This is a genomic window from Mucilaginibacter sp. PAMB04168 (assembly GCF_039634365.2).
In the GTDB taxonomy this organism is placed as follows: domain Bacteria; phylum Bacteroidota; class Bacteroidia; order Sphingobacteriales; family Sphingobacteriaceae; genus Mucilaginibacter.
Genome location: NZ_CP155079.2, coordinates 2,077,963 through 2,104,502, shown reverse-complemented (window position 1 = coordinate 2,104,502; position 26,540 = coordinate 2,077,963). Strand labels below are relative to the sequence as shown.

The 26,540-nt window shown below is 43.5% G+C and carries 13 protein-coding genes; 2 read left to right on the top strand and 11 right to left on the bottom strand.

All coding sequences use genetic code 11. From position 1 onward, the window contains the following. Positions 1-16: 16 nt before the first annotated feature. The 4 genes from ABDD94_RS09050 to ABDD94_RS09035 all read right to left on the bottom strand — a co-directional run bounded on the left by ABDD94_RS09050 (position 17) and on the right by ABDD94_RS09035 (position 4,442). Positions 17-367, bottom strand: a complete 351-nt coding sequence (locus ABDD94_RS09050) for a cupin domain-containing protein (protein WP_345947949.1) — start codon at positions 365-367, stop codon at positions 17-19. A 5-nt stretch (positions 368-372) separates the two neighbouring features. After that, positions 373-2,508, bottom strand: a complete 2,136-nt coding sequence (locus tag ABDD94_RS09045; protein ID WP_345955593.1) for a heparinase II/III family protein — start codon at positions 2,506-2,508, stop codon at positions 373-375. A 42-nt stretch (positions 2,509-2,550) separates the two neighbouring features. Beyond that, entirely contained in the window at positions 2,551-3,288 is a 738-nt protein-coding gene (locus tag ABDD94_RS09040; RefSeq protein ID WP_345955592.1) for a FadR/GntR family transcriptional regulator, read from the bottom strand. 194 nt (positions 3,289-3,482) lie between these two features. After that, positions 3,483-4,442 carry a PorP/SprF family type IX secretion system membrane protein gene (locus tag ABDD94_RS09035; protein ID WP_345955591.1) on the bottom strand — a complete coding sequence of 320 codons (960 nt, stop codon included), beginning with the start codon at positions 4,440-4,442 and terminating at the stop codon, positions 3,483-3,485. A gap of 385 nt (positions 4,443-4,827) precedes the next feature. Between ABDD94_RS09035 and ABDD94_RS09030 the strand changes: the two genes are divergently transcribed. Beyond that, a complete protein-coding gene (locus ABDD94_RS09030) occupies positions 4,828-8,520 on the top strand; it encodes an Ig-like domain-containing protein (RefSeq protein ID WP_345955590.1) in 3,693 nt (1,230 codons plus the stop codon). Positions 8,521-8,664: 144 nt separating this feature from the next. On the opposite strand, the gene ABDD94_RS09025 is transcribed toward ABDD94_RS09030, so the two are convergent. The 4 genes from ABDD94_RS09025 to ABDD94_RS09010 form a co-directional block, all read right to left on the bottom strand. Beyond that, positions 8,665-10,764, bottom strand: coding sequence for a glycoside hydrolase family 97 protein (locus ABDD94_RS09025; RefSeq protein ID WP_345955589.1), 2,100 nt, complete (start codon positions 10,762-10,764; stop codon positions 8,665-8,667). Between the two features lie 145 nt (positions 10,765-10,909). Next, on the bottom strand, positions 10,910-12,736 hold the full coding sequence (locus tag ABDD94_RS09020; RefSeq protein WP_345955588.1) for a RagB/SusD family nutrient uptake outer membrane protein: 1,827 nt from the start codon (positions 12,734-12,736) through the stop codon (positions 10,910-10,912). A gap of 25 nt (positions 12,737-12,761) precedes the next feature. Continuing rightward, the gene (locus ABDD94_RS09015) at positions 12,762-15,914 is read right to left on the bottom strand and encodes a TonB-dependent receptor (RefSeq protein WP_345955587.1); all 3,153 of its coding nucleotides are present in this window, start codon (positions 15,912-15,914) and stop codon (positions 12,762-12,764) included. A gap of 411 nt (positions 15,915-16,325) precedes the next feature. Further along, on the bottom strand, positions 16,326-17,966 hold the full coding sequence (locus tag ABDD94_RS09010; protein ID WP_345955586.1) for a DUF6377 domain-containing protein: 1,641 nt from the start codon (positions 17,964-17,966) through the stop codon (positions 16,326-16,328). Positions 17,967-18,390: 424 nt separating this feature from the next. On the opposite strand from ABDD94_RS09010, the gene ABDD94_RS09005 reads away from it, so the two are divergent. Continuing rightward, positions 18,391-20,121 carry a glycosyl hydrolase family 28-related protein gene (locus ABDD94_RS09005; RefSeq protein ID WP_345955585.1) on the top strand — a complete coding sequence of 577 codons (1,731 nt, stop codon included), beginning with the start codon at positions 18,391-18,393 and terminating at the stop codon, positions 20,119-20,121. Positions 20,122-20,234: 113 nt separating this feature from the next. On the opposite strand, the gene ABDD94_RS09000 is transcribed toward ABDD94_RS09005, so the two are convergent. From ABDD94_RS09000 to ABDD94_RS08990, 3 genes are read right to left on the bottom strand one after another with little or no spacing between them, the layout of a single operon-like run. Continuing rightward, positions 20,235-22,340, bottom strand: coding sequence for a DUF2264 domain-containing protein (locus ABDD94_RS09000; RefSeq protein ID WP_345955584.1), 2,106 nt, complete (start codon positions 22,338-22,340; stop codon positions 20,235-20,237). Positions 22,341-22,374: 34 nt separating this feature from the next. Continuing rightward, positions 22,375-24,786, bottom strand: a complete 2,412-nt coding sequence (locus tag ABDD94_RS08995; RefSeq protein WP_345955583.1) for a glycoside hydrolase family 2 TIM barrel-domain containing protein — start codon at positions 24,784-24,786, stop codon at positions 22,375-22,377. A 23-nt stretch (positions 24,787-24,809) separates the two neighbouring features. Beyond that, positions 24,810-26,507 carry a beta-xylosidase gene (locus ABDD94_RS08990; RefSeq protein WP_345955582.1) on the bottom strand — a complete coding sequence of 566 codons (1,698 nt, stop codon included), beginning with the start codon at positions 26,505-26,507 and terminating at the stop codon, positions 24,810-24,812. Positions 26,508-26,540: the final 33 nt, after the last annotated feature.

The following is a 26,540-nucleotide window of genomic DNA, read 5'->3' as shown; positions in this document are numbered from 1 at the left end:
GTTTATAAGGATGGGGTTAGTACTTAATGTTTTCAATAAAGTCTTCGCGGTGAGGGCTAAATACATCAACCAGTATACCCGGTTCAAGGCATACACAGCCATGTATTTCGTGCGGCGGTACATAGTAGCCGTCACCTTTGCGTATAATCTTTTTGTGATCGCCTATGGTCATCTCAAATACACCACTATCTACATAGGTAACCTGCGAGTGGTAGTGCTGGTGCAGTGTACCCACAGCGCCTTCTTCAAACTTGGCCTTTACTAGCATGATTTTATCATCGTAACCGTACATCTGCCGTTTTACGCCATTTCCTAAATCCTGCCACGGAGTTTCGTCTTCTATCTGAAATAAAGTTCCTTGTAACATTGCTATTAATTTACTTGTATAAAATTGTTCTTATCCTGGTAATTCAGGGTAACGGTATAAGCTTTATGCTTCACCTCGAAAGTGAATATGGTTTTACTATCGTTGGAGCTTATTATATTTAGCTTACCAATGGCGCTTTTAGCACCAGATGTGGTTTCGGCTACAGGGTCAATTTGCCCGTGGTTTTCGGTAAGTGTAACAAATGTTTGGTTGGCGGCTTGCGGCTGCGACAACATAAAAGCTTTGCTTTCCAATATACTCATATCAGGGTCATTGGCCCCGGTTGATACCAGTTTGACTTTCATGGGCGCAGTGCCGGCAAAGCAGGTGGTGTAAAAGCTTTGCCCCTGCATTACGCTTACGTACCCTTCGGCTGCAGGCACTTCGTTTTCGCTGTTGAGCCATAAATGCTGGTAACCGTTTGATTTTCCCAACGCCTTTAAATCATCCCGAATAGCTTCCTTTTTGAATGAGGCGTCAACAATGGTTCCTTTGTACCAGTAGGGTAAATCATACTGGTGATTAGCTGCTGCTGTTGCTTTTACCACATCAACCAGTAAGGGTTTAGTTAACCCCGGCACTTGCATTAAAGCCATTGCACGAACCATTTGCACACCCGGATAAGCGTGGTCCTCGCGGGCGCTTACTACTTGTATTTTATCTGTGATTTTAAACGCAACTAATTCGGGGTGATATTTGGAAGCTTCTTTTAGGTTACCTTTAAAATGCGACAGCTGATCAACCACCAATGCATTATGTGCCACGGTTTGCTTTGCCCATGAGGTATTTTCGGGCAAATAACCGCCGCCGTTTTTAGTTTCGATGTTTATAAAGCGCGAAGCGCCATAGTCGGGAAACACCTCGCCGCCGTTGTCATAGTACAACATGTTCAGCCGGTCGAAGTGGCCGTGGCCCATACCTTGTGCAGCGGCTTTTAACAATACGGCCTGTTGCTTATTGCCTTCGCCACAGCGCAGGATGCCAATACCTCCTTCATCGCCTTTCTTACCGTCTGTCATCCACATAGGCTGGTAGTTGAAGGGTTTAGCCAAACCAGCAGCCAGATCTTTAGCCACCTTAAGACCTGCATCAGATACCACTACCCTTTTCTGACGGGCTGCTACATCAAGCAAACCTTTATCAGGACTAATATCTGCATAGGCAATATCAACTGCATTAATCAGCTCCGAACTTTCGAAGGTTTTATCCTTCATGGCATCATTAATAGGAAAAAAAGCGCCGTTGCTGTAAGTCCCCTGCAGGGCAATGTTGACTGCCTTAGTTAAAATACCACTGTGATATTGAAATATATGCCTTTGAGGTTCGTATTGGTTTATGGCTTTGGCAAAAACCACAAACGGCAGTAATGCATAGCGCTGATAATAAAACCCTTCGGTGTAGTAGCCATCGGGCGAAAAGAGCTCATCTACCTGTGCTAAAAAGCCGCTTTGCCCGCTTTTATCGGTTCCTTTGAGGGCCATTTGCACCCACTCCGGCTTATTTAATACATAACCGGTTAAGCCTACCGCTGCAACAGCCCAGGTACCGTGGTTGTGCAAACGGTCAAAAGTCTCCTTGTTATCGTCGTAAATAAACTTTACGATAGGGGCAAATAATTGTGTTTCGATGATCTTGCGGTCGGCCGGAGTTATACCGTTATATACCATATCGTAGCCTTGTATTACGTTTACCTGCCAAACACAATCATTTAGTATTTGCCAAAACATACGGCCGGGTGGGTTGCTGTTTTCGCGCTTTGGATGTAAGGGCCATTTTTGATACTGAGCCGCATATTGCAGCAGCACGTTTTTAACATAAGTGGCGTATTTAGCATCGCCGGTTATTTGGTAAGCTATACCGCAGGCCATTATATTTTGGTAATTACGCTTATGCTGTTCATGACTGGCTCCACCACCACCATCTTTAGGAACCGGTACAACAACAGGAGCCGCCAACGCGCGGTCGGCCTCTTTTTTTGCATCCTGGTAAGAGCTTTTAAGTAACGGATATAGGGTTACACCTTTGCGCACTGCAGCAATATTGGCCTTAGTAAGCATAATATTAGGGTGGGTTTGCGCAACGGCACAAACGCTAAAACAAAGGCATGAGAGTAGTGATACCACCTTTTTAAAGTAGTTCATTTTGATATTTTTAAAAATGGATTTAAGCGGTTATAGTACGCTTTATTGGTTGTTTATAATTTTTTTTGCTGTATAATCGGTTCGGCTTATCTGCAGTATTTCGTCAAGGTGTTGTGCCATGGCATCTTCGGCAGCATCAATATCACCTGCTTTTAAAGCTTCTAATATGGCGCGGTGTTCTTTCATAGCAGTTTTGCCCCGGTTTTCGCCACACACTTTATTTTCGATAATGGTTTTAATCAAGTCAGGAATTAATACCAGTATCATAGATTCGATAACAGAGTTGTTAGCGGCACGCGCTATCATGATATGAAAGAGCATATCCTCTTCTACCGCATCCTGGTTTGCCAGGGTCTTAGTTTCATAATCAAGCAAAGCCTGCTCAATGGCTTCCAAGTCGGCCTGGCTTCTGCGCTCGGCCGCCAGTTTAACCGCGTCTAGTTCCAAATAATACCGCGCTTCAATTAATGCGCTGAAATTGTCTTTGTTAAGCTTTATGATATCATTAATAATATTATCAATCACCTTAATACTTAAGCCTGAAACGTAAGTGCCACTTTGTGGATTAGTTTTTAGTAAGCCATAAAACTCCAGTTTCAAAATAGCTTCGCGAACATAGCTGCGACCTACACCAAATTTTTCGGACAAGGATCGCTCGGCCGGTAACCTATCCCCAGGCTTTAACTGGCCGGAGACGATCAGTTGCTTTAACTCCCTGATGATTTTATCAACAGAACTTTCAGGCTGCGTAGCCGGCAGTGTTTCAGTAATTGACTTCATAAATTGGTTGACCAGATTGGTTAACCAAATATGGATTGTTATTTTTGTATTTGCAAATAAAAAAGATTAATTTTTTTTGCTTGTTGTGGGTATGTGTAATAGGTAATTTGGGGTTGCTGACCAAGCAACAAAGATGTAATGACAACTAACTCATATTTAATTTGAATTAAGATGGCTGTGGTTGGAGGTATCATTTACAGCAACGAACGATTGCCGAGATTGTTACCGAAGCGGTAGGTGAAGGTAATTTCATGCGTATTATTACGGAAGCCGTTGACGACATTATTGTTTACTGTACCAAATTGATAGGAATAGCCAACTTTTAACAGGTCTGATGTATAGGAAAGAATCCCTGCCATCTCTTTGTTAGTCCGGTAATTAGCCCCTAAGCCCAGGGTACTTTTCAGGTATAAGGTGGTCGAGAAGTTGCAAACCAATGGCAGGTCTTTAGCATAGCTGGCAAGCACTGAGGGCTTAACTCTAACCTCTCCACCTTCATCGCCCAGTAGATAAGCGCCTGAAAAATTGTAATGACTGCTAAAAAAGCTGTTATCAACCAGTGATGCCTGACCTAAACTGCGCGTAGTAAACTCAGGTACGGCTACACCCAGATAATATCTTGCACTATGGTACAAAATTCCAAAGCCAATATTTGGCCTTGATTCCCTTACATCGTTTCTAAACTGCGGATCTGTAGCATCCAACGAAGAATAGTTGGCAGTATACCTCCTGATTCCTAAATTCAGGGAAACCGAGAGATACTGACCTCCCTGGGCCAGGCGTATGCGCTTGGCCAAAAATGCGTTGATTTCGGTGAGGCGTTCAATGGCAAACTGATCATTAAGCAACACCAGGCCGGCCGTTGCACCAATGGATTCTATAGGCAGTTGTCCGTTAAAAATGAAAGTAGACGGTGCGCCCTCAATACCTGTAAGTTGCCTTCGTATAACCACGTTTACGGATTCCGCTTGCTCTAACACGGCGGCAGCAGTATTTACAGGCACAAGGTTGTGCATATACTGCGTGTAGTTAAAAAGTTGCTGGGCTTTACAATTTTGTGCTGCAATAAAACAGCAAAAAGCCGTTATTAAACAGAACGTTTGCTTGCAGATAGATAGGTGTGGATGTGATGGTTTTGGTTTTGAGTTATTCATAAAGGATAAATTAAACGCTGTTGCTTGTACAACAAGATTTGTTTAAACCTATTTATATACTGTATTTCTGGTTCATCTTAATTGGTTAGGATAAAAAGGCACTTTAGCTGTAATAGTACGTAATACAGCTTATGCCTGATGCATCATTTTAGAATAGTTGAACGCCGGTAAGCCTCCGATGATATGCCGTTCAATGTAGAAACTACAAGCAACAATTAGCCATTTTATTGTGCACACATACTGTATCGTTTAAAAACACACTTTCTCATTAACTTGCTCATTAATAGAGCAAAACGATCTAAAATCAGCACACGACTTAACCGACAGTTAACTCATCTTGAAATAAAAAGATAGTTTTGATAAGTATTCAGCTAATCAAACCATCATGAGAAACCTATCCTTAACTGTTCTGATTATTTTATTTAGTTGCGCCTTGAGCAGGGCTGTTGTTACAGAGGCTAACACAGGCCATGCCCTGGCCATTGATGATGGATTAGGCGTAGGCGATGAACCCCATAACTGGATTGCCAATTTAGACCCATTAAGTATAGCATTACGGGCTTCCACCACAACCAAAGCACCCCATATTATCTATTACACCAATAAGGATGGCATTCCAGGCGGTGCATTTTATAAAAAGTTAAGCAACTTTAATGCTGGTCCAACGGTTACCACAACACCGGCTCAAGCTATAAGCGCTACCTTTGTAACCATGGGCGGTAATGTGACCAATAATGGCGGATCAGCCGTTACTGAACGCGGCATTGTGTATGATACTGATTACAACCCCACCACAGCCTCCACCCATAAAATTGTACTAGGCAGCGGCACAGGCAGTTTTTCAAAAGTAGAAACAGGCCTTGCCCCTAACCGCTTGTATGTATATCGCGCTTACGCCATAAACAGCGAGGGTACCTCTTATGGCGAAAACCAGACTTTTACCACCAAAGGCATAACGGAGGCAACTTCTATTACGCGCAACAATCCTGTAACCAGTAATGCACAAAGCGTAAGCTATACCGTTAATCTTTCTCAGGCTGTTACCGGCGTTAAAGCGAGCAACTTTACCATACCTTCAACCGGCCTTGCCACACCTCCGGCAATCACCAATATATCAGGTTCGGGGAGCGTGTATGTGGTAACGCTTAACACAGGCACCGGCAGTGGTTCTTTTCAGCTTGCATTGTCAAATACAAACGGTGTAGAACCTTTTATCGGCAACCTCCCCGTTTACGGAGGCTCTTACACCATTGACCGTCAACTGCCGCAAGTAACTATAGCAGGTACGCCCACAGGCCCCTCAACTGCTTTCCCGGTAATGGTTACATTCTCTAAACCTGTTACCGGCTTTACCGCTTCAGACATTAACACAAGCAATGCAACCGTTAGTAATTTTACCGGCAGCGGCGATTATTATACCTTCCAGTTAACGCCCACCTCAGGCGGAAAAACCCAGGTTACCATACCGGCAGGTGCTGCGCTTGATGGCGTAGGTAATGGAAATAGTGAAAAATCGTTCTCGTTCAATGCTTATCCAACGGTTACCACTACAGCGGCCCAGGCCATAAGTGCTACCTTTGCCACCATGGGCGGCAATGTGACCGATGACGGTGGCTTGCCTGTTACCGAAAGAGGCATTGTGTATGACACCGATTATAATCCTACCACAGCTTCGACTAATAAAATTGTGCTGGGCAGCGGCACAGGCAGTTTTTCAAAAGTAGAAACGGGCCTTGCTCCTAACCGCTTTTATGTGTACCGCGCTTACGCTATCAACAGCCTGGGCACTTCTTATGGCGAAAATCAAACCTTCACCACAAAAATGCCAACTGAGGTAATGTCCATAACGCGTAACTATCCTATGAACACCACATCGGATTTTGTAAGTTATAACATTACCTTATCGCAACCCGTTACCGGTTTAACTGTCTCAAACTTTACCGTGCCGGCCACGGGCTTCATCACCCCTCCTGCCATCAGAGATTTAATCGGCTCAGGTAATAGTTACGTGGTAACTTTGAGTACAGGTACCGGTAGTGGTACATTCCAGTTAGGGTTTTCGAATACAGCCGGCATTGAACCGGCTATTGCTAACCTGCCATTTTATGGTGGCAGCTATACCGTTAACCGCGATCAGGTTAATGTAACCATATCCGGTACAGCCACCGGTCAGCAAACTGCGTTCCCGGTCAGGGTAACGTTTTCTAACCCTGTAACCGGCTTTACCGCTTCAGATATCGTTACAATTAACGCTACAGTTAGTAATTTTACTGGTAGTGGCGACGATTATAACTTTTTGCTTACCCCTGTTGCAAGCGGCCCAATTAAGATCACTGTTCCGGCCGGAGTAGCTATTGATGCCAAAGGTACCGGAAACCTCGAAGCATCGGCCGATTTCAGGTACCTTGCTGTGGTTAGAACAGATTCTGCAACGCTTCTTAGCGCAACAGAGGCCCGCTTGTTTGGCACTATTCTTAGTAATGGCGGACTGCAAATAACTGAACGTGGGCTGGTGTATAGTACCAACCCAGATCCAACTATCACATCTGGCACCAAGCTGGTGGCCTCTGAGCTGGATAATTTTGCCGACATTGCCAGGAATCTGCTTTTAAATACGCTATACTATTTCAAGGCCTATGCCTTAAATGATTTGGGGGTTTCATATGGTGAGCAGTTGTCGTTTACCACAAATTCGCAAGCGCGGGTTTTATCAATAACCCGTAATGACCCGGCTGTAACTGATGCCCCAAAGGTGAGATACACCATCAAATTCTCTCAGCCTATTAGTCGTTTATATGCAGAAAACCTAAAATTAGTAACTACCGGGTTCAATTTAAAGCCAGCTTTAGATGGAAGCATGGGCATAACAGGTTCGGGTACCGAATTTGTAGTAACTATTCGTACAGGCACGGGTAGCGGAACGCTGCAGTTGAGTTTTGACAACAGTAACTTTATTGACCCGCCAGTTGTAGGTACCATTCCATTTAACGGCGAGGTATACACCATTACAAGACCGGACAAACCTGCTTCGATTGTAACGACGAGTCCTGGCAACGTTATATTTACACCAAGTGCCTTTAATGATTTTGTTGATACCGGAGTAAGCGTTTCGGGCGATAAAAATGCTAACCTTTCGGGCGCCAGAATTACAATCACCAACTTTAGTTTCGGCGACCAGCTTTCAACTAATTTAAATCTTACTTATCCGGTAACTTATAACCGAAATACAGGTGTACTTACCATCTTTGCACAGGTTACTGTGGGCGAAGCAGAAACCATATTAAGAAGCATCAAGTTTTCAACCTTTAGCAACTCGCTGCTAACCCGCACGCTAAACTACACGGTATCTGACGGTGCAACTACCAGCCCTGTTGCTACAAAAATGCTGATACCTAACGATTATGCCAGGGTATCCACAACCGAAGCTACCTCTATAGGCGACACTTTTGCTACCATGGGCGGTAATGTTACAGACCAGGGCGGGGCCACAGCAACTGTAACAGAACGGGGCATAGTATACAGTAATCATTACTCGTCTACGGTGGGTGTTGATACAAAAGTAGTTATAGGAAGTGGTGCTGGTGATTTCTCCTCAGTTGTAACAGGCTTAACTTCAAATACCTTTTATGTTTATAGAGCATATGCTATCAACAGCACAGGTATCAGTTATGGTCGGGACGCAGAGTTTACCACCTTGACCGCTGCTATGTCTGCAACCTTGAACAAAAACAGCGCTACCACAAATACAGTAACCAGTAATTCGTTAAACGATGAAGCAGACAGTAAGAAATTAGTTGTTCGGCAAGCTTTATCGCCAAACGGCGACGGTCTTAACGATGTGTTATATATTGAGGGTATTGATGAGCACCCAAAAAATCAGTTACTGGTTATGAGCAGTAACGGTAACAAAATATTTGAAACGCAAAATTATGATAATGTGACACGTGCGTTTAATGGCCGTTCCAGTGTTACAGGTTCGATGCAGCCTCCGGGCACATATTACTATTTGTTAAAATACACCACTAACGGTGGCGTGGAGAAGCGAATGACTGGATATTTTGTACTGAAGAACAATTGATAAACTCCTGATACCATTCATACAGCTTGGCAATAGCACAATTTCTAAATGATCCACATGAATGGAAAAGCAAGTGCCTTCATTTTGGAAGCAAAAAAAACGTTTATATCGGTTTTTTGAACCAAAATGAAGGCACTTATTACCTTAATTGATACTTAATGCAAATCCACCACCAGGGGCAATCTTTAATTGTAATACTGTTTTTGAAGTTACTTTGATCTTTCGAACAGCGTAGCTTTCAGGATTTTTATCGAAACTAGCTGTCCTGCCATCTTCGTAAATTGTTGCCTCGAATGTTCGGCCTTGAGGAAGAAAATTCAATTTAAAATTTGCTGTACGGGAGTGCTCATCAGTAATGCCTCCTATAAACCACTCGTTTGTACCTTTTGCCTTACGCGCAATGGTAAGGTAATCGCCGGGTTCGGCTTCCAGTATGTAAGTATCATCCCAATCTACGGCTACATCTTTAATAAATTGAAAGGCATCAGGATACTTATCATAATTCTCGGGCAAATCGGCAACCATTTGCAGCGGACTGTACATGGTTACGTACAAAGCCAGTTGCTTAGCCAGTGTAGTATGCACCTGCCTATTAGGTACGGTGGTATAACCTATTAGTTTAAATATCCCGGGCGTATAGTCCATTGGGCCGCCCATTAAGCGCGTAAACGGTAAAATGGTTTCATGTTCGGGTAAGTTACCTTCGCTAAACGCATTGTACTCATTACCACGGCCAGCCTCACTTGCCATCCAGTTTGGATAGGTGCGTTGTAAGCCGGTTGGTCTTACAGGTTCATGGGCATCTAACATCACATGATGCTCGGCTGCTTTTTGCGCTACCCGCGCATAGTGATTTACCATCCATTGCCCATCATGATGCTCTCCGCGTGGAATGATTTTGCCTACATAGCCTGTTTTAACAGCTGGATAGCTATGTTCGTTCATAAACCGGTATGCAGTGTCTAACTGACGCTCATAATTGGTAGCCGATCCCGAAGTTTCGTTATGCATAATGATGCTTACGCCCTTCGCCCTGGCATAACTGGTTAACGCGGCCACATCAAAATCCGGGTAAGGGGTAACAAAGTCAAAAACGTCCTCTTTCCAATTTCCAAACCAATCTTCCCAACCCGTATTCCAACCTTCAACCAGTACACCTGGTATGCCATGCCTGGCTGCAAAATCAATATAGCGTTTTACGTTGGCCGTGTTAGCGCCATGCAAGCCGCTTGGAATAAGTTTGCCATTGGCATCAACATCGTTCATGCTTTGGGCATAACTCCAGGTGCTTTTACCAATCTGCATTTCCCACCACACCCCCACAAATTTCATAGGTTTTATCCATGAGGTATTCTCAACCTTTGAAGGGTCATTAAGGTTCAGTATCATTTTAGACGATAAAATATCCGCGGCCTTATCGCTCACAATAACGGTACGCCATGGCGTATGGAAAGGTGCATGCAGATAAGCCATATTGCCTACGGCATCGGGCACCAGGCTACTTTTTAGCTTAAACTGGCTTCTATCAACATGCAACTGCATACTTGAATAGTTACGCAGTGCTGCTTCATGGATGTTGATGTACAAACCGTTATCGCTTTTTAGCATAAGCGGTGTTTGTACCGAGTACCTGTCAGGAGCCAAACGTACCGCAATATCGCCTGACGCACCCACTATCTTTTGGTTGTCTATCTCACTTACTTTCGTGGTAGAATAAGCGTACTCATTGGAGTCGTAATCACCAGGGATCCAAAATGCTTTCGCATCGGATGCCAGGGCAAACTCGGTCTTCTCTTGCGTAACAATAAAGTAGTTTAGGTTTGCCTGCTTTGGAAATTCGTACCTGAACCCAATACCATCTTCAAATACTCTAAAAACAACATTAAGCAGGCGTTGCTTCCCGCCCTCTTGCTGTAGGTGAACTGTTACTTGCTGATAATGATTCCGGATGCTGTTTACCTCACCCCAAACAGGCGCCCAACTTTCGTCCACCTGTTCGTAATTGGTACTCAGCAGTTTAAAACCCGTATAAAATGTGCTATCATCGGCCAATGCAAACCCTAAATTAGATTTATTGATCACCGGTTTTGCGCCGTAAGTAACCGTGTAGGCTGGTTTGCCTCCTTCTTCAAGTATAAATTGAACTTTAACCTTGCCAAGACTGGCACTAATGCTTTTATCGGGCTGGGCATATACCTGGCTTATGGCCACCCAACCCAATAAACAGGCAAATAATTTCTTCATTAGTAGTAATTGGTTATAAAATTAATCCGCTTGGCTGCCTGCCTGCACATGTATCAGCAGCATGCTGTTAAGCTGCATATCCAGAGCCAGCGCATGTAGCTCACCTAGGTTAGTGCAGGGCAGTAATATGCCCCGCACTGCGCCATCAATATCCCGGATTTTGCTTGATTTTACTATTGCTGTTAATCTCGGCCAGCGGTATAGGCCAGGTGTATGATTTGCTATCGTTCCATTGAATTGCACCGGTAAGATTTAATGCCGTGCCAAAATATGCAGCTTCAGATGCTCCTATTGTCCAGCGGCACACGTCGTACCACCAGCCGCCTTCATTAAACAGCTCTGCCCAACGCTCGTAATACAATGGGTTGTTGCCCAGCACCGGGTCACCTATGGCAGATGTAGTGCTGCTCAACGAAGTATAATCAACAGCCGACGGTGCCGTTAAAGGCAGATTGTAAGCGCGGCGTTTAACGCGGTTAATATACTCCAGCGCGGTGCCGTTATCACCTGCCCCTTTACAAGCTTCAGCATACAACAAGTAAACATCGGCCATGCGCAACAGATACTGATTCCATGCATCAGCCGGACCATTAGCCCCAGCTTTCAAGGGCGAAGGATCGTTCACATTATAATTAACGGGCGAATATTTGCGGAAACTGAAACCATAAGTATTTGCCTGACCGGCATAAAAATTAGGTTTTGAAGCCGGGTAAACGGTTACGCCGTCGGGTTTGACCTGGTCAATCCAAGGTTGTACGGTATTAACAAACAAGCGAGGATCGGCTGTTTTGGCAGCGCGAACCTGCAAAGCTTTCGCGCGATAAACCGGATCCATGATGAGGCGCGGGTTATTTTGTGTAGGCGTACCGCTAAATGCTGGATTAGCTACGAGATTATAAGTACCTATATTATAACCAAAACGCAGAATGTTTTTGTCATGCACAACCTCGTTTCCATAACCCAGGGGCTGTGCACCACCTTCAGTCCCGTCACTCCCTAATGCCCACGCTGGCCAGATAAGACCATTAATAGTTGTAGAGTTGTAGGCTTTTCCGCCATAGATACCATAGTCATTGCCGCGCGCATCGGGATCAACGTTCAATTCAAATAATGATTCCTCATTAAATTCGTTGGCACTGTTACCGTCAAATGCGTCGGCATATTTAGCAAAAGGCATTAGGGTTTTGCCACTGTTTTGTATCACATCCAGCAAAGTATTACGGGCATTTGCCCAGTCTTGTGTAAATACGTAGGCCTTGCCCAGTAAGCCCTTTGCCGCCCACTCAGTTACCCTACCCCTTTCGTCTCCGCTCCAAACCTTACCTTTTAGTAAGGTTGCTGCCTGTTTTAAATCGTTTTCTATAAAATCCCAGGTTTGACGCACTGTTGAACGGGAAACCTGAGTGCTGGCTAAATCTGTAGGCACACCATTGTAAATCGGCATGCCCATTTTATCGCCGCCTCCGGCTGTGGTGATATAGCTTTCGCCAAACAAACACTCCAGCTGGAAGTAGTAATAAGCTCTTAAAAAGTAAGCCTGACCGCGTATTAGATCTACCGCAGTTTTTTCTTCGCCTTTTGCAAATTTGCTTAAATACAAATCGGCAGCGGCTAAAACAACATTACAGTTTTTTACACCAACAAAATATGAGGTGTAAGCACCGCTCGAGTAAGAATTGGTGACACTTAAATTAGTATTGGCCATTTCGTTCCAGGATGCATCGCCATTATAGGCCGAATTTGCCGTGTGCGTAGCATTTGACAACGCCTTAGGTATTAAATTGAAACCTAGTAAGTTCTGGTCGCGCAAAATAGAATAACAAGGTGCCAAAGTACTCTGCAGATCGTTCAGCGTAGTTGGATAATTACTGGTTGAGTATAGCGAAGGATCACTGGTTGTATCCACATCCTTTTTGCAGCCGGCAAGCATTGCTAAGGCCAGCATTGAGGTTATATATAATTTTTTAGACATTTGATTTAGCTTTTATTAGCGATGATTAAAAGTTGATATCTATACCTGCCGAGTAAATGCGTGTTTGCGGATATTGCGAAACGGCATCTACACCGCGCGTGGTTACACCAGAGTATCCCTGTGCCGACGCAGCACTGCCCAACTCTGGGTCTAAACCCGAGTATTTAGTGATGGTGAACAGGTTGTTACCCATAATAAACACCCTTGCATTTTTAACTTTTGCTTTTTGAAGCAAAGCACTCGAAAAAGTATAGCCAATTTGCAGATTCTTCAATTTTAGGTAGCTACCGCTCTCTACAAAGTAGCTGTTAACTGAAGTGAAATTTTTATTAGGATCTAAGGTGAAGGAACCATCGGCATTTTTAATACCCAGACGAGGCTGATCGGTTACCCCATTGTTGCCTAAGAAAGAGTTACCAAATACCTGGCTGGTGGTGTTACCGTCAGAAAATGGATATTGCTCATAAGCCTTTACCCCGTTAAATATATCAACGCCGGCCACACCGTTAAATAACAAAGCGGCGTCGAAACCTTTAAAATTAAAGCGGGCGTTAATACCATAAACCAGTTTTGGGTTAGGGTTGCCAATGATTTGGCGGTCGGCATCGTTAATAACGCCATCTTTGTTCACGTCCTCAAAGTGCAGATCGCCTGCACGGGCTAAGCCGGCACCAGCTTTTTGCACCGCAGCTTCGGCATCTGTTTGAAAAATACCCAGCACTTTATACCCGTAAAATGAACCAAAAGGCGAACCTGCCTGCGTAATAGTAAGCGTTTGATTAGGCATCATGTTAAAGCCGGCATCTCCAACGCTGTAATAATTATAGCCATCGTAAATAGCATCTGTAGCCAGGCCTGATAAACTGGTTACCTTGTTGCGGTTAAAACCTGCTGTAGCACTAACATCATATCCAAAAGCACTGTTGCCACTACTACGGTAACCTACCATCAAATCGATACCCTTGCTATTTACTTTACCAATGTTAGCTATGTATGGAGCTGTAAAACCGGTACTCAGCGGTAACTTAATATTATAAAGCATGTCAACCGTGTTCTTGTTATACACCTCTGCCGTAAAATATAAGCGGCCGCTTAACAACTCACCATCTATGCCCAGGTTAGTTTCCCGGATGGTTTCCCAATGCAGGGAGGGATTGGGTATGGCATTAATAGAATTGGCGATGGTGAACGGACCATTTGGCGAGAAATTCTGACCACCTGAGGCTATACCATTCGTAGCCTGAAACTGCTGATAAGATGAATTGAATAAGTAAGGACCAATGTTACTATTACCTAACTCACCGTAACTGCCACGCAGCTTTAATGTAGTAAACGCCGGCAGCAATTTCTTAAAGAACGGCTCTTCACTAATATTCCATCCCGCTGATGCGGCTGGGAACACGCCTTTTTGCTTGTTAGGACCAAACACTACAAAATTGGCATCCTGGCGTACAGAACCAGACAGGTAATACCGGCTGTTGAAGTTATAGTTTAACCTGGCAAATTTTGATTTGATCAATCCGTTCGGATCATTTTTGCCTGAAATAGATAAGTTAGAATTTGAGGTTTGAATGAATGAATAACCGGGCAGGCCAATAGCGGTTTCAGAAGCGTTGAGGTTATTATACTTATTTTGTATTTGCTCATAACCTGCAATGGCGTTTATATTGTGCTTACCATAGCTATGGTTCCAGCTTAAAACATAGTTGCTTAGAAACTGCGAACTTTCTATAAAATACTTGTTCAGCGAATTACTACCTACAGATATTTTACCGATGGTGAACGCATCCTGAAAATAGTCCTGATTTTCGAGGTAGTAATTGTAACTAAAATTAGCTCTAATATTAAAGCCATACGGAAGTGTAATGTCGGCGTATACGTTTGATTGCAGGTTATTCCGGGCGTTTTGTGCGTTGGCGTAATTAGCTGAGCCAACCGGGTTGGTACCGGCAAACTGCGATAGCTGACCATAACCGTTAGGCACAACGCCGTATTTACCAAAGCGATCCATTATGGGTATAACCGGTAAGGTACGGAACGGCGCATTGTGCAACTGCGCTTCGCTTCCTACCGGCGGCGAGGTTCTGCGTTGCGATACGGCAAGCTGCTCTCCGATTTTAAGCCATTTACTTAGCTTATAATCGGTATTTATGCGGGCGCCGCCAATGTTTGAGTAATTTTTTATATAGATACCCTTTTGGGAGTTATAAAAGCCCGAAAACAAGTAATTAACCACAGGGGAAGAGCCCGCTACAGATAAGTTATAGTTTTGCTCATAAGCATTACGGTACAATGCTTTGGCCCAATCGGTATCGGCCAAAGTATCTATGCCTCCTTTGGCTGTACCATCCGTATTTTGGAAATACGACGGGTTGATGATATTTTCCAGGCGGATAAAATCATTTTTATTCAGTAGCTTGATCAACTTAGGCTGAGTTACACCATACCGGGCGTTAAAATTGATAGTTGGCGTTGTGCCGACACCAGCCCCTTTTTTGGTAGTAATTACTATTACGCCGCCCGCAGCCGCAGCGCCATAAATAGCAGCCGAGCTAGCATCTTTCAGCACATCTATGGTAGCAATATCCTGCGGGTTAATGTTGTTACCATCGGGTACGCGTACGCCATCTACAATGTAAAGCGGGTTTGGCTGATTTAAAGAAGCCAGACCGCGTATAATAATAGTTGGAGTAGCGTCAGGTGCGCCGGAACTTTTAATGATATCAACACCAGCTACACGCCCTTGCAAAGCCTCTGTTGGGTTAGTAATGGGCTGGTTTTTAAAGACATCGCCCTTTACTGAACCTACCGAACCTGTTAAATCGCGGCGGCGCTGGGTGCCGTAGCCTACTACAACCACATCACTAAGCATTCTCTGGTCTTCCTTCATCTGCACATTGATTAATGCGCGGCTACCAATCGTTTCTTCTTTTTTATTAAATCCAACGGTTGTAAATACCAGCACATCATTGCTGCCGGCGCTAATAGAGTAATTACCGCCCGCATCAGAATTTGTGCCTTTTGAGGACCCCCTCAGGGCTATAGTAACGCCCGGAAGCGGGTTCCCTTTTTCATCAGTAACCTTACCGGTTACTGTAATGCTCTGTGCCAGCACCAGGTGTGATAGCAGCAGGAAAAAGCAAAGCATTACATTTTTTAGTAACAGTTTTTTATACATAATTCTTGTTTATAGGTTTAATAAATTGGCTAACTGGTCGTATACCCATCGGTCATTCCGTTTACATGCGATCACATCAAACATGCGCAGCGGCAAACTTTGTGGTGCCTAAAACAGCGCAGTACGAGGCTTCTCAAGACGTCAAATGAGCCCTGAACTTTAACATCATAAATTCGGTTAATTTATAGGTTTATATAAAATTGGCTAAAGTTAGCGGCAGCATGGTAAAGCACGCCGTAACGATATTCAAAGAGACAGCATTAACTTGGGGTAAGCAAATCTCAAAATAAAAATATAAACGCTTTTAGCTAATTACATATCATAAACCGCTAATAAAGAGACACTTAAAACAAGAACTAACATTACGGAATATAAATGAAATGTAACCTAAAAAACTACCGCACCATTACGTCATATAGCATTTATAGCCATAATTGCATGTTCGAAATCATCGTTGGGTAATGTCGATCTGCCTTTAATACGAGCTTTGTAATTGTATATGGTATTGAGTGAATACTCTAAAATGCGGGCTATCTTTTCGGTATCATTAATCCCTAAACGAATAAGTGCAAAAATGCGGAGATCCGTGTTAAGCAATTGGCCATTATTAAGTTTCACCTGGTTTTCTTCGCTAAAGTAAGAGTTAAACTCTTTTACAAAATTTGGATAGATTTTTAAAAAAGCTTTATCGAAATTCACAAAAAGCTCTTCGCGTTCTTTACGCAGGTTTATATTGTTGACAAGTACACGTATGTCTTCAAATTTCTTGGTAAGCAACTTGTTCTCTACCGATCTTTTAAACTTATCCAGCTTATCAATATAATCGGCTATGATGTTGAAATAATAGCCAATATATTCTTCTTTAATATGGTTAGCTTCATCAAGTTTAAGTATAGTCTGCTTTAGGGTATGGTTGGTAAGATCGAGCTGATCTATGGTATGCTGAAGCTCCCGGTTGGCCTCCATGATAATTTTATCGGCAGCTTTAAGCTTTTTGAGTTGTTTGCTAATGATAAACGCGAACACCACAATTATAACGGATAAAACGGTTAACAAAGCTGCATATAAGAACAGCAATTGCTTCTGCTCTTCTTCGGTATTGATACGCTCGCCGGCTATAACCGGCAAGATAGCAGTAACCTGTATTTTTCGCTGCCTGGCACCATAATAGGTAGCATCGTCCAAGGCTTGTTTTATATAAAAGTAGGCCTTCTTCACCTCCCCTTGTTTATGTAGCAACTGCGCCAGGGTTACCATGGCGGCCGTCTCTTTGGTTGATGTCTTGATATCAGCAATTGCTGCCTTAACAAGTAACGCTACGGCCAAATCGGGCTTGCCGGTTTGTATGTAAACGTCGCTTAGTGTTGATGCAGTTACGGCTACCTCGTGGTTAGTCAGTTTATGATTAGCAATAAGCCGGCTTAAATTGTTAATAGCAAATTCAAAATTACCTGCTTTTAAATACTTTAGTCCGTGGTAATACAAAAATGAATAGGAATCCGGACTACAGAACCTGGAAGCAGAATCGATGTATTTACCAGCCAACTGGTTATAATTTGCGGTAAAATACTCGTCCTTATCATAATCGGCCAAATCGTAATAAGTACGGGCGGTTAGCAGGTAATATTCCATCCTTACTGTATCGGGCAGCAGTTTTACGTTAACTGTTCGTAGCACATCAAAGGCCTCCTTAAACATGCCCGATGAAAGCATGGTGAAGCCCATCTTTATTTTGCCATACGATATTTTGGAAGGCTCTTTAAGTTGCTGTCCTAATTGTTGCAACTTTCGCGAATAAAAAAATGCCTTATTATAATTAAAAGCCTTAAACTCATTATACAGGCTTAAACAGATGTTGTATTGACCTGTTAAATCGTTTGCGTTGGCAAGTTCTTTCTGGTAAGCAGAAATCCTTTTTAGCTTGCCGGTATCATATTGCGCCTTTTGTTCAATTACGCTATTCAATTGTGTTAAAAGCTTATCGTTACCGCTTGCCCAAACAATTTTAAAAGCAATTACCATAAAAGCTATGCAAAGTGCAATACGCCTCATAAACTTATATTATATAATAGAACTTGGTTATAAATTGGTCTGTGAATTTCAGCAAATTTTTTATACCAACGATAGTTAATTGCTTTTAATAAGAAAAGCAAGTGCATACTAAACTTAGAAAACCGGTTAGGAAATCAAAGATTTAATAACTAAGGCATTGTTTAAATTTTAGCTGTAAAAAACATTCATCTTAATGCTTTTGCATACTGGTGGTATAAAGTTATGAAAACCAAGATCTACTAACATTTATATTTTGGTGTTGCCCATTTACATATAAATTACTGTTAGTCAGTCTCAAAGCGTATTAAAAGAGCAATCCTGGTTTATATTCCACTTTCACAGCTGGAAAGATTACCGCTTATTTCTTCTATTTGTAAACGAGGTGTATTCTACATAACATAGGTATCCCAGCAATTCAATTAATATGCGGTTGAAATTCTTATTTGTAGTGTTCGTGGTGTTTGTTTCAACAAGTTTTGCAACAGAACTGCCTGGTCGTGGCGCCCGTATTTTATGGACCACTTATGAAGCGGAGAACATGCGTACAAACGGCATGGTTATGGGTCCAACATATAATCCATATAGAGTGGAAACTGAATCATCCGGCCAGCATTGCATTAAACTTAGTGTTAAAAAGCAATTTGTTGAATTTACGGCTACCGTTACAGCCAATACACTGGTAATAAGGTACAGTTTGCCAGACAGCAAACAGGGAAACGGCCAAACGGCAACACTGGGCGTATACAAGAATGGTAAACTAAACCAGCAAAAAAAAATAACATCGCGTTTTGCCTGGCTGTATGGTAAGTACCCTTTTTCCAACAACCCTAATGGCGGTATGCCCAGGCATTTTTTTGATGAAACTAGATTGAGCGGAATACAGGTAAAGAAAGGCGACGTTATCAAAATACAACGTGATGATCAGGAAGGCGATGAAGCTGCTTATTGTTCAATTGACCTGGCGGACCTTGAAAACGTTGATTTACCTTTAAAAGCACCTTCAAGTTCCATATCCATTATCGACCCAAGCATTGCCGTTCCGGTTAACGGAGACTATACCGAAGCTTTTAATAAGTGTATAAGCAAGGCTGTAGAGACCGGAAGAAGCGTTTGGATTCCTGCCGGTGTCTTCAAGATAAGCGGAGATATAATACTGCCTGCAAATATACAGATTAACGGAGCCGGAATGTGGTACAGCCAATTGGTTGGCGATGACCAGTTGTACGCCGATCCTAATAAGCGGGTAAGATTAGTTGGCCGTGGCAGCAATATTCACCTAGCTGATTTTGCCATAACCGGAAACCTTAATTACAGGGGCGACAAGGAAGCTAATGACGGCATTGTAGGCTCTTATGGAACGAATTCAACAATTTCACGAATATGGGTAGAACATACCAAGGTGGGTATGTGGATAGAAAATTCCAGCAATTTGAAAGTGACAGGGTGCAGATTGCGGAACACAATGGCCGACGGTATTAACTTCTGTGTAGGGATGAACTCATCCACCATTGAAAATTGCACGGCAAGAGGAACGGGTGACGACTGCTTTGCTATATGGCCAGCCGTATTTAGCGAACAAGAATTTGCACCTGGACACAACATTATTAAGAACTGTACGGGCCAGTTACCTTTTCTGGCTAACGGAGCGGCCATTTACGGAGGTGACAGCAATGAAATAGCCAACTGCTCTTTTGCAGATATTTGCCAAGGCTCAGCTATTTTGGTAAGCACTACGTTTCCGACAGAAAATGGTGATAAAACAGTCAATAACAACTTTAAAGGTGTTACCACCATACAAAACTGTGCAATTAAAACAAGCGGCGGCTTTGACCATGAATGGGATTGGCGGGCTGCAATAGAGATATGCCTTGACAAACGCAGTATCAGCGGGCTTGCGATAAAGAACATCCAAGTTAGCAACAGCCTCTCAAACGCCCTAAGCGTTATAACTAAGCAAGATAATATCAAGGCAGTAAGACTTAGTAACGCCAGTTTGCACAACATCAACATTGTGCGTTATGGCATTGCGGCGAAGGATAAACATGCTTTATACATATCGACCGATGCTAAAGGGCAGCTAACCATTATTAATTCAAAAATATCAGCAATCGAAAACAAATCCCCCAATTTTAACTTATCGAACTTAAGTAAGTAAAAGATATTTTATAACTAACGGAAATGAAAGCCGCTGTTAATGAAGCTGCGCATACAGCGAACCGGCCCCGCGATCATGTGACCGTATTAGAAAAGATGATTTGCATTCAACCTTTATTTCGCTTCACTTCTCGAGTTAAAATCAACTACCTTTTTATCCCCACTGTAAAAAGAAAGGTTTACGGTTCCTTTTTTAACTGCATATTTCATTTTACGAACTGGCAGCAATTCCTCATTCAACCATTGTTCCCCTGATTTCTTCCAAAGCATCAGCGTTGCATATAAATTGTCAGAATGTTGAGCCGGGTCGTACTTATCCTCTACATCGATAACCGCACTTTTTAGCGCAACAGGATGTAAGCCGGTACTATTTACCACCTCCACTTTATCCCATCCACTGAGTGATACCAAAGCAAGCTGGTAAATACCGTTGTCTATAATTTCGACCTGATGTCCCTTAACGCGGCGGGTTTCCCTTTTGATTGTACCGTTAACAGCGGGCAGTGAGTAGTGCCCCGACCTGATGGTTGCCGGTACCGTACTCATGTTTCTGTCTATTCTCAAAACACCGTTTGGAAGTGGAATTTCGGCCAGATTTATTTTTACTTTATCATTTGACGCAAACACGCCATCGCGGTAATAAACACCATTATCATATCCCTTAAAAGTAAACATGCGCATGGCCTCCCATTCATCTTTATCAGTTTTGAACACATAGCCCATTGCCACTTCACCATTCTTGCCATCGGCTTGCCACGGGAAAGCACTGTTGTAGGAAAGCCTGGTATAATTCTCCGTTCCTTGGTATACCCCCACAGTTTTGCTATAACACCACGCCCTAATCTCCGAAGCACCAATATTCGGATAATCAGTAATCAGAACGTTCGAGGTATTTGCGTATTTGTTGTATACCTTGCCCGTTTGTAACTGGGTGGTCCAGGCCCCCTCATTTTCTTTAGCTGTCCAAAACGGGCTGTTTGGCGGAACCAGCAGCCCTAAAAACAATTTTCCCAACCAAAAAACGCTTCCCCTGCAGCTGTAAGTCTGAACGGCTGGCTCAAAAGCCCCATAAAAACCCAGCGTTGGCACGTCATCTTTCAAAAAGTCGGGGTTTTTCAAAAATTGCAGAATGGTTCCCGATGCAATACGCCGCATCCACCCATAGTTAATTGTTGGATTGGCAGTTAACCCCATTAACGGAAAGGGAACAGCAGCCCCCATTCGATAAGAAATGCTACGCCCCCACATAATCATCTCCCCTTTTTTGGAAAACATGTAAGGATAGTTATCCTGTAAATCATCAAAGTTCTTATCCAGTTGGGCGGCGTATGCCGGGTAATATTTCTTACCAAAATATTCAGACCAAATTTTTCCATACATCTGGAATGCCCACATGCTGTAATAATCATAATACGGACTATCATTATACCACCCTTGCCCATCGTATTGAGCTAAAGATTTTTCCATCAAATCTTTAAGCAATGGCTCATTAACTTGGTATCCCTGGCTTTTGTAAAAGCTTAAGATCATGATGTTAAAATAGCGCCAGTTCATCCCTATGGTCGGGCCATCACCATAGCTCAGCATGGTTTCGGATAGTTTTGCTTTGACCTCTGTTGATAGAGGTGTCCAAAAGATTTCGGGCGCTACCAACAAAGAGGCAGCAAGCCCGCCAAACTCAACAAGCTTCTGGCTCGGCCCTCCCCCCTTAGCACGAGGTTCTATGTAAGTACTGCTTTGAGGATTGAGCATTAAACCCAGTTGATGCCTGTAATATTTCGCCAGAGGAATGCCATTAATAGTTAAATCTGGCTGTTCTTTTAAAAGTGGGCCGGCTATAAACATGGTGCGGCACAGCCCTTCCATTTTCTCGGTAGCATTAGGCTTATCGTCACGTGGATAACTCTTTCCTGGCTGTTTAGGGAACTCCATCGGGTCATCAAGCGTCTTGATGTAGTTGAAGGCTCCTGCCAACAGGTAAACACCGGCATCCTTCCAATGCTTTCTGGTCATACCCGTTAGTGGACTCAGCTGTGTATCGGGATCACTTACCTCGAATACCCTTTTATTGCCCAGAGTGCTATCAGGAGCAACGGTACTCCTTGGTTGCATACCAGCGGCAAAATTTCCGGCCGTTAAGCCAGCACCGGAAATCTGACCAAATGCACCTTGCATTAAAGCACATACCAAAATGAGCAACTTTATGGGTCTAATCTTCATACAAGTTTAGTTTAATCAAGATGCAACGAATGGCTTACTGAGATTTGAGGGTTATTATTGCTGGTGTTAATCCGGCTGAACTGACGCTAATTTTAATAACTCCCGGGCTTTTTTGCGACTGTATATATGCCAGCAGTTTGCCATGATAGGCCTTTCGCCGGTTAGCCTGGTAGCTTTCATGACTGGCCAAATCGCCGCTTTCGAGTCCCAGGAGCTTGGCCGGCCCTTTCACCCTGATTGATAACTCGTTGTCGGCTTCGTAAACCGGATTTCCATCTTTATCTGTAAGTTGTATTTCGATATGCGCAAGCTCCTTTTGTGCATATCGAAGTATTTTTTTATCAGCCGTAGCCTTTATCTGCGCGGTTGCCGAAGATGTTTTTAATGTAAAGGAAACACTTTTACCGTCTTTGATGCCTTTTACCATCAGCTCACCAGGCTCATAATCCACCATCCAAAAAGCACCCTGTCCGCTTGAAGCTATTCGTTCTTTACTACCCAATGACTTTCCGTTAAGAAAAAGTGCTGCGCTTTCAACATTCGAGATGCAATTAACCCTTATTTTGTCTCCCCTTTCCCAGTTCCATGAAGGCTTTAAGGTGCGTTGGCTTCGGTCTTCATTACCATTTGTAGCTTTAGAAGCCGTTAAGTAAATCACAGGGTCGGCTGACCATAAGCTTTTGCGGGCATAAAAGTCCGTTTTAGGAAAACCCGCCAAATCCAACAACCCGGCCCCGCTGCTTCTAACGGGCCATTTTCTGGCCTCACCAATAAAGTCATAACCTGTCCACAAAAACTGGCCGAATACGTTCGTGCTGGTATCTACAGCGGTCCAAGCATCTGCGGTTTTTCCGTTCTCGCTACCATAAATTATTCGTTTGGGGTAACTTTTATGGTCATCAGCATAACGGTATTCTTGATAGTTATACCCCACAATGTCTAAGTTTTGCGGATAAGTGGTAGTGTTTGACATGACTACACCGGCAAGTGCAGCGGTCACAGCTCTGGTAGTATCTACTTCTTTAACTGCTTTTACCAGCATTTCAGACAACTCGCCAAGGCGGCTTGCCGGCGGATGATCGGGCAGATATCCTTTGCCATAAATTTGCGGGTTTCTTCCGGTGTTTAGTACTTCAGCACTGTAAGGGTCGTTTGGATAATCAATTTCGTTACCAATGCTCCACATAATGATTGACGGATGGTTTTGTGTGCGCAGTACCATATCCTTTACATCGCGGCGGGCCCATGCTGTAAAAGCTTCATGATAGCCGTCTTTACCGGGTTTGCCGACGTTCCAGCCTGCTATCCACTTGTTTTTCCCCACTTCCCATTCATCAAAAGCCTCATCCATTACCAAAAAACCCATCTCGTCGCACAAATCGTACATATAATCCTGATGCGGATAATGACTCATCCTGATGGCATTGCAACCGGCTGCTTTGAGTAACTTTAAACGCCTTGCCCACACATCTTTAGGCACCGCAGCGCCCAGAGCGCCTGCATCATGATGTATACAAACGCCTTTGAGTTTGGTATTCTTTCCATTCAATAAAAAGCCTTTATCCGCATCAAACTTTAATGACCTGAAGCCAACTTTTTGACTGTACTCATCAACTTTCTTTCCATTTTTTATAACAGCAACTTGTAAGTCATACAAATCAGGGTTACTGTCTGACCATAACTTCACATCATTCACCACGATAGAAAGGTGACTGCTTGTTGAACCCTTGGCCAGAATTAAAACGTTTTGCTTAGAACTGGCTACAGTAGCATTTTTATAACGTAAGGTAGCCTGAAGCGTAACGGCAGCTTTTTCATTTAACGAATTATTAACTAACACATCGACGTTAGCCGCCGAACGACTAACGTTCACAACAGGTGTTGTAAACTTTACGCCCCAAACCGGCATGTACACCGGCGCTTTGGTAATTAGGTATACATTGCGGTAAATGCCCGAACCGGTGTAAAAACGCGAATCAGCAAACTGTGTATGGTCTACTTTTACAGCCAGCGTGTTGTTCCCTTTTTTAAGGTAGGCAGTTAGGTCATAATAAAATGGTATAAACCCATTAGGCCGTTTGCCTAATAAATGTCCGTTTATCCAAACTTCACTATTTTTGTAAACGCCATCAAAGTAAATTAAGGTTTTACCAGAGGAAGGAAACGCACCGCCTTGAAACGTTTTACGATACCAACCGATGCCACCGGGCAGATATCCGGTACCGCTGGCCCATTGCTCACTGAAAGGCCCTTCAATGCTCCAGTCATGCGGCAGGCTAACTAACCTCCAGCCGTTATCATTAAAAGCAGTGGTTTGCGCTTGCGGGCCGGCATCGCCTTTATAGAACTTCCACCCTTCGGTAAACAAGTAAGATTTACCTGCTGTTTGGCCGAATAACAGGTTGGAGAATGCGCAGTACAGAACTATAAGCAATACTTTTTTCATGGAGATGGTTGTTATGAAATTGGTTACCAGTTCAGGGTTACTAAAGCCACAGCCTGACGCTGCAAGCCTAAAGGCAGCTTTACTTCACCGGCACGAACCGTTTGTTTTTTCACCTGTATACATTGCAGCTTTCCCGCTTTTTCTAATGTTGCAAACTGGACGGTGGTTGGACTTTGTGGTGCTCCCATCTTTTTCCATACCTCATAGGAGTTACTGTGGTCACGGTCAATTAAATAAACCTTAACCGTAACCACCTTGGCCGGCACTCCTGTGACTGTCAGTGTCACCGATTCAGCAGAACCTTGCTTATCCTCATCATGATAGTTCCAAACCATTACAGCGGCCGATTTTGGCGCCTTGGCGGCAAGCGCTCCTATTTCGGTTTTATTTTTTCTGATACTGGAGTCGACAACGGTTTGTAACGGAAGCATTCGGTTGCCGTCAACTTTTACCCGATCGCCCCTCATCATTCCAAACATCCTGAAAACGTTCAGAACCGGTTTGTCTACGCCGTTTGTAGCCAAATCGCGGAAGCCATAAAACCATGGCTGGTTTTCAAACTCGAATGACCACGATACAGCGCCAAGAAAGTTGACCTGATAACGGTCGGCTAATAAATACTTACGCGCAAAGGTAGCGGCTGTATAGCTGGAGTATAGAGTGCCGTTCCGATAAGCATTCTCGGGGTTAGTAGCCATACCGCAGGCCGCACAGCCTTCCGGATCTGATTCACCGATAATAAGCGGCAATTTTTTTGTTTCGGGGTAAGAGGCTGCCATTTTGAATCCTGCTGATATATCGCGTAACTGTGGCGACATATTCATTCTAACTACACCGTTGCTAAGCTTGGGACTACCTTTGGCATGAAACAGCAATGCATCTAAAGGAGCTCCCTTTTTGCCGGTAGCATAATTAGTTCCCGAAATACAATGTTCGATAAATTGAGTTGTCCACTCTGTAGCAGTTTTACCGCCCGTACCAGCAATGTTGATACCCCCAATTTTTGCAGTAGGCAGCGCTTTTTTTAAGCCATCGGCTGCGTAATCGTAAAGTTTAAAGAATTCGTCACGGGTGCCTTTCCAGTAGTACCCGTTGGGCTCGTTCCATACTTCCCAATACCAACTTTCCACTTCCTTTTTACCATACCTGTCAACGGAGTGCTTTACCCATTGATATACTAATTCGCGCCACTTATCATAGTCTTTAGGCGGATAGGCCCAGCCGGTGATAATATCCGTATAAGGGTCGCCGGGTTTCCAATAATGCCGGTAAGGTTCTGGGTGGGTGGATAAAGCCCGGGGCATAAAACCAATTTGCGCCAGCGGCTTCATACCACGTTTAACGTAGGTATCAAAAATACTGTCAATAATGGCCCAATTATAAACCGGCTTACCGTTAGCATCTTCGGTATAAGCATTAGTTGACCCCCACTTTAAAGCGGCTGTGCCATCGCCCGTTACCAACAGGCTGTGCGTACGCACATATACCGGAACAGGACTTAGCTGCGCTAGCTCACTAAGCAGCTTTTTACCATCTTTCATGTAGGTATAATTGGGCTCGTCATATCCAAACCATGCCCATACTGGTTTCATAGGTCCAACTTCCTGGTTCAGATCTACAGTAATATAGGCCGCACTATCTGGTGTGGGTTGTGCATTTGCTTGCTTACCAAATATTAGGGCGTAAAAAAAAAGTAACAATAGCCAATAGTTGCGCATCATTGATATAATGGGAAGTAGAATTTTGTGATCAGT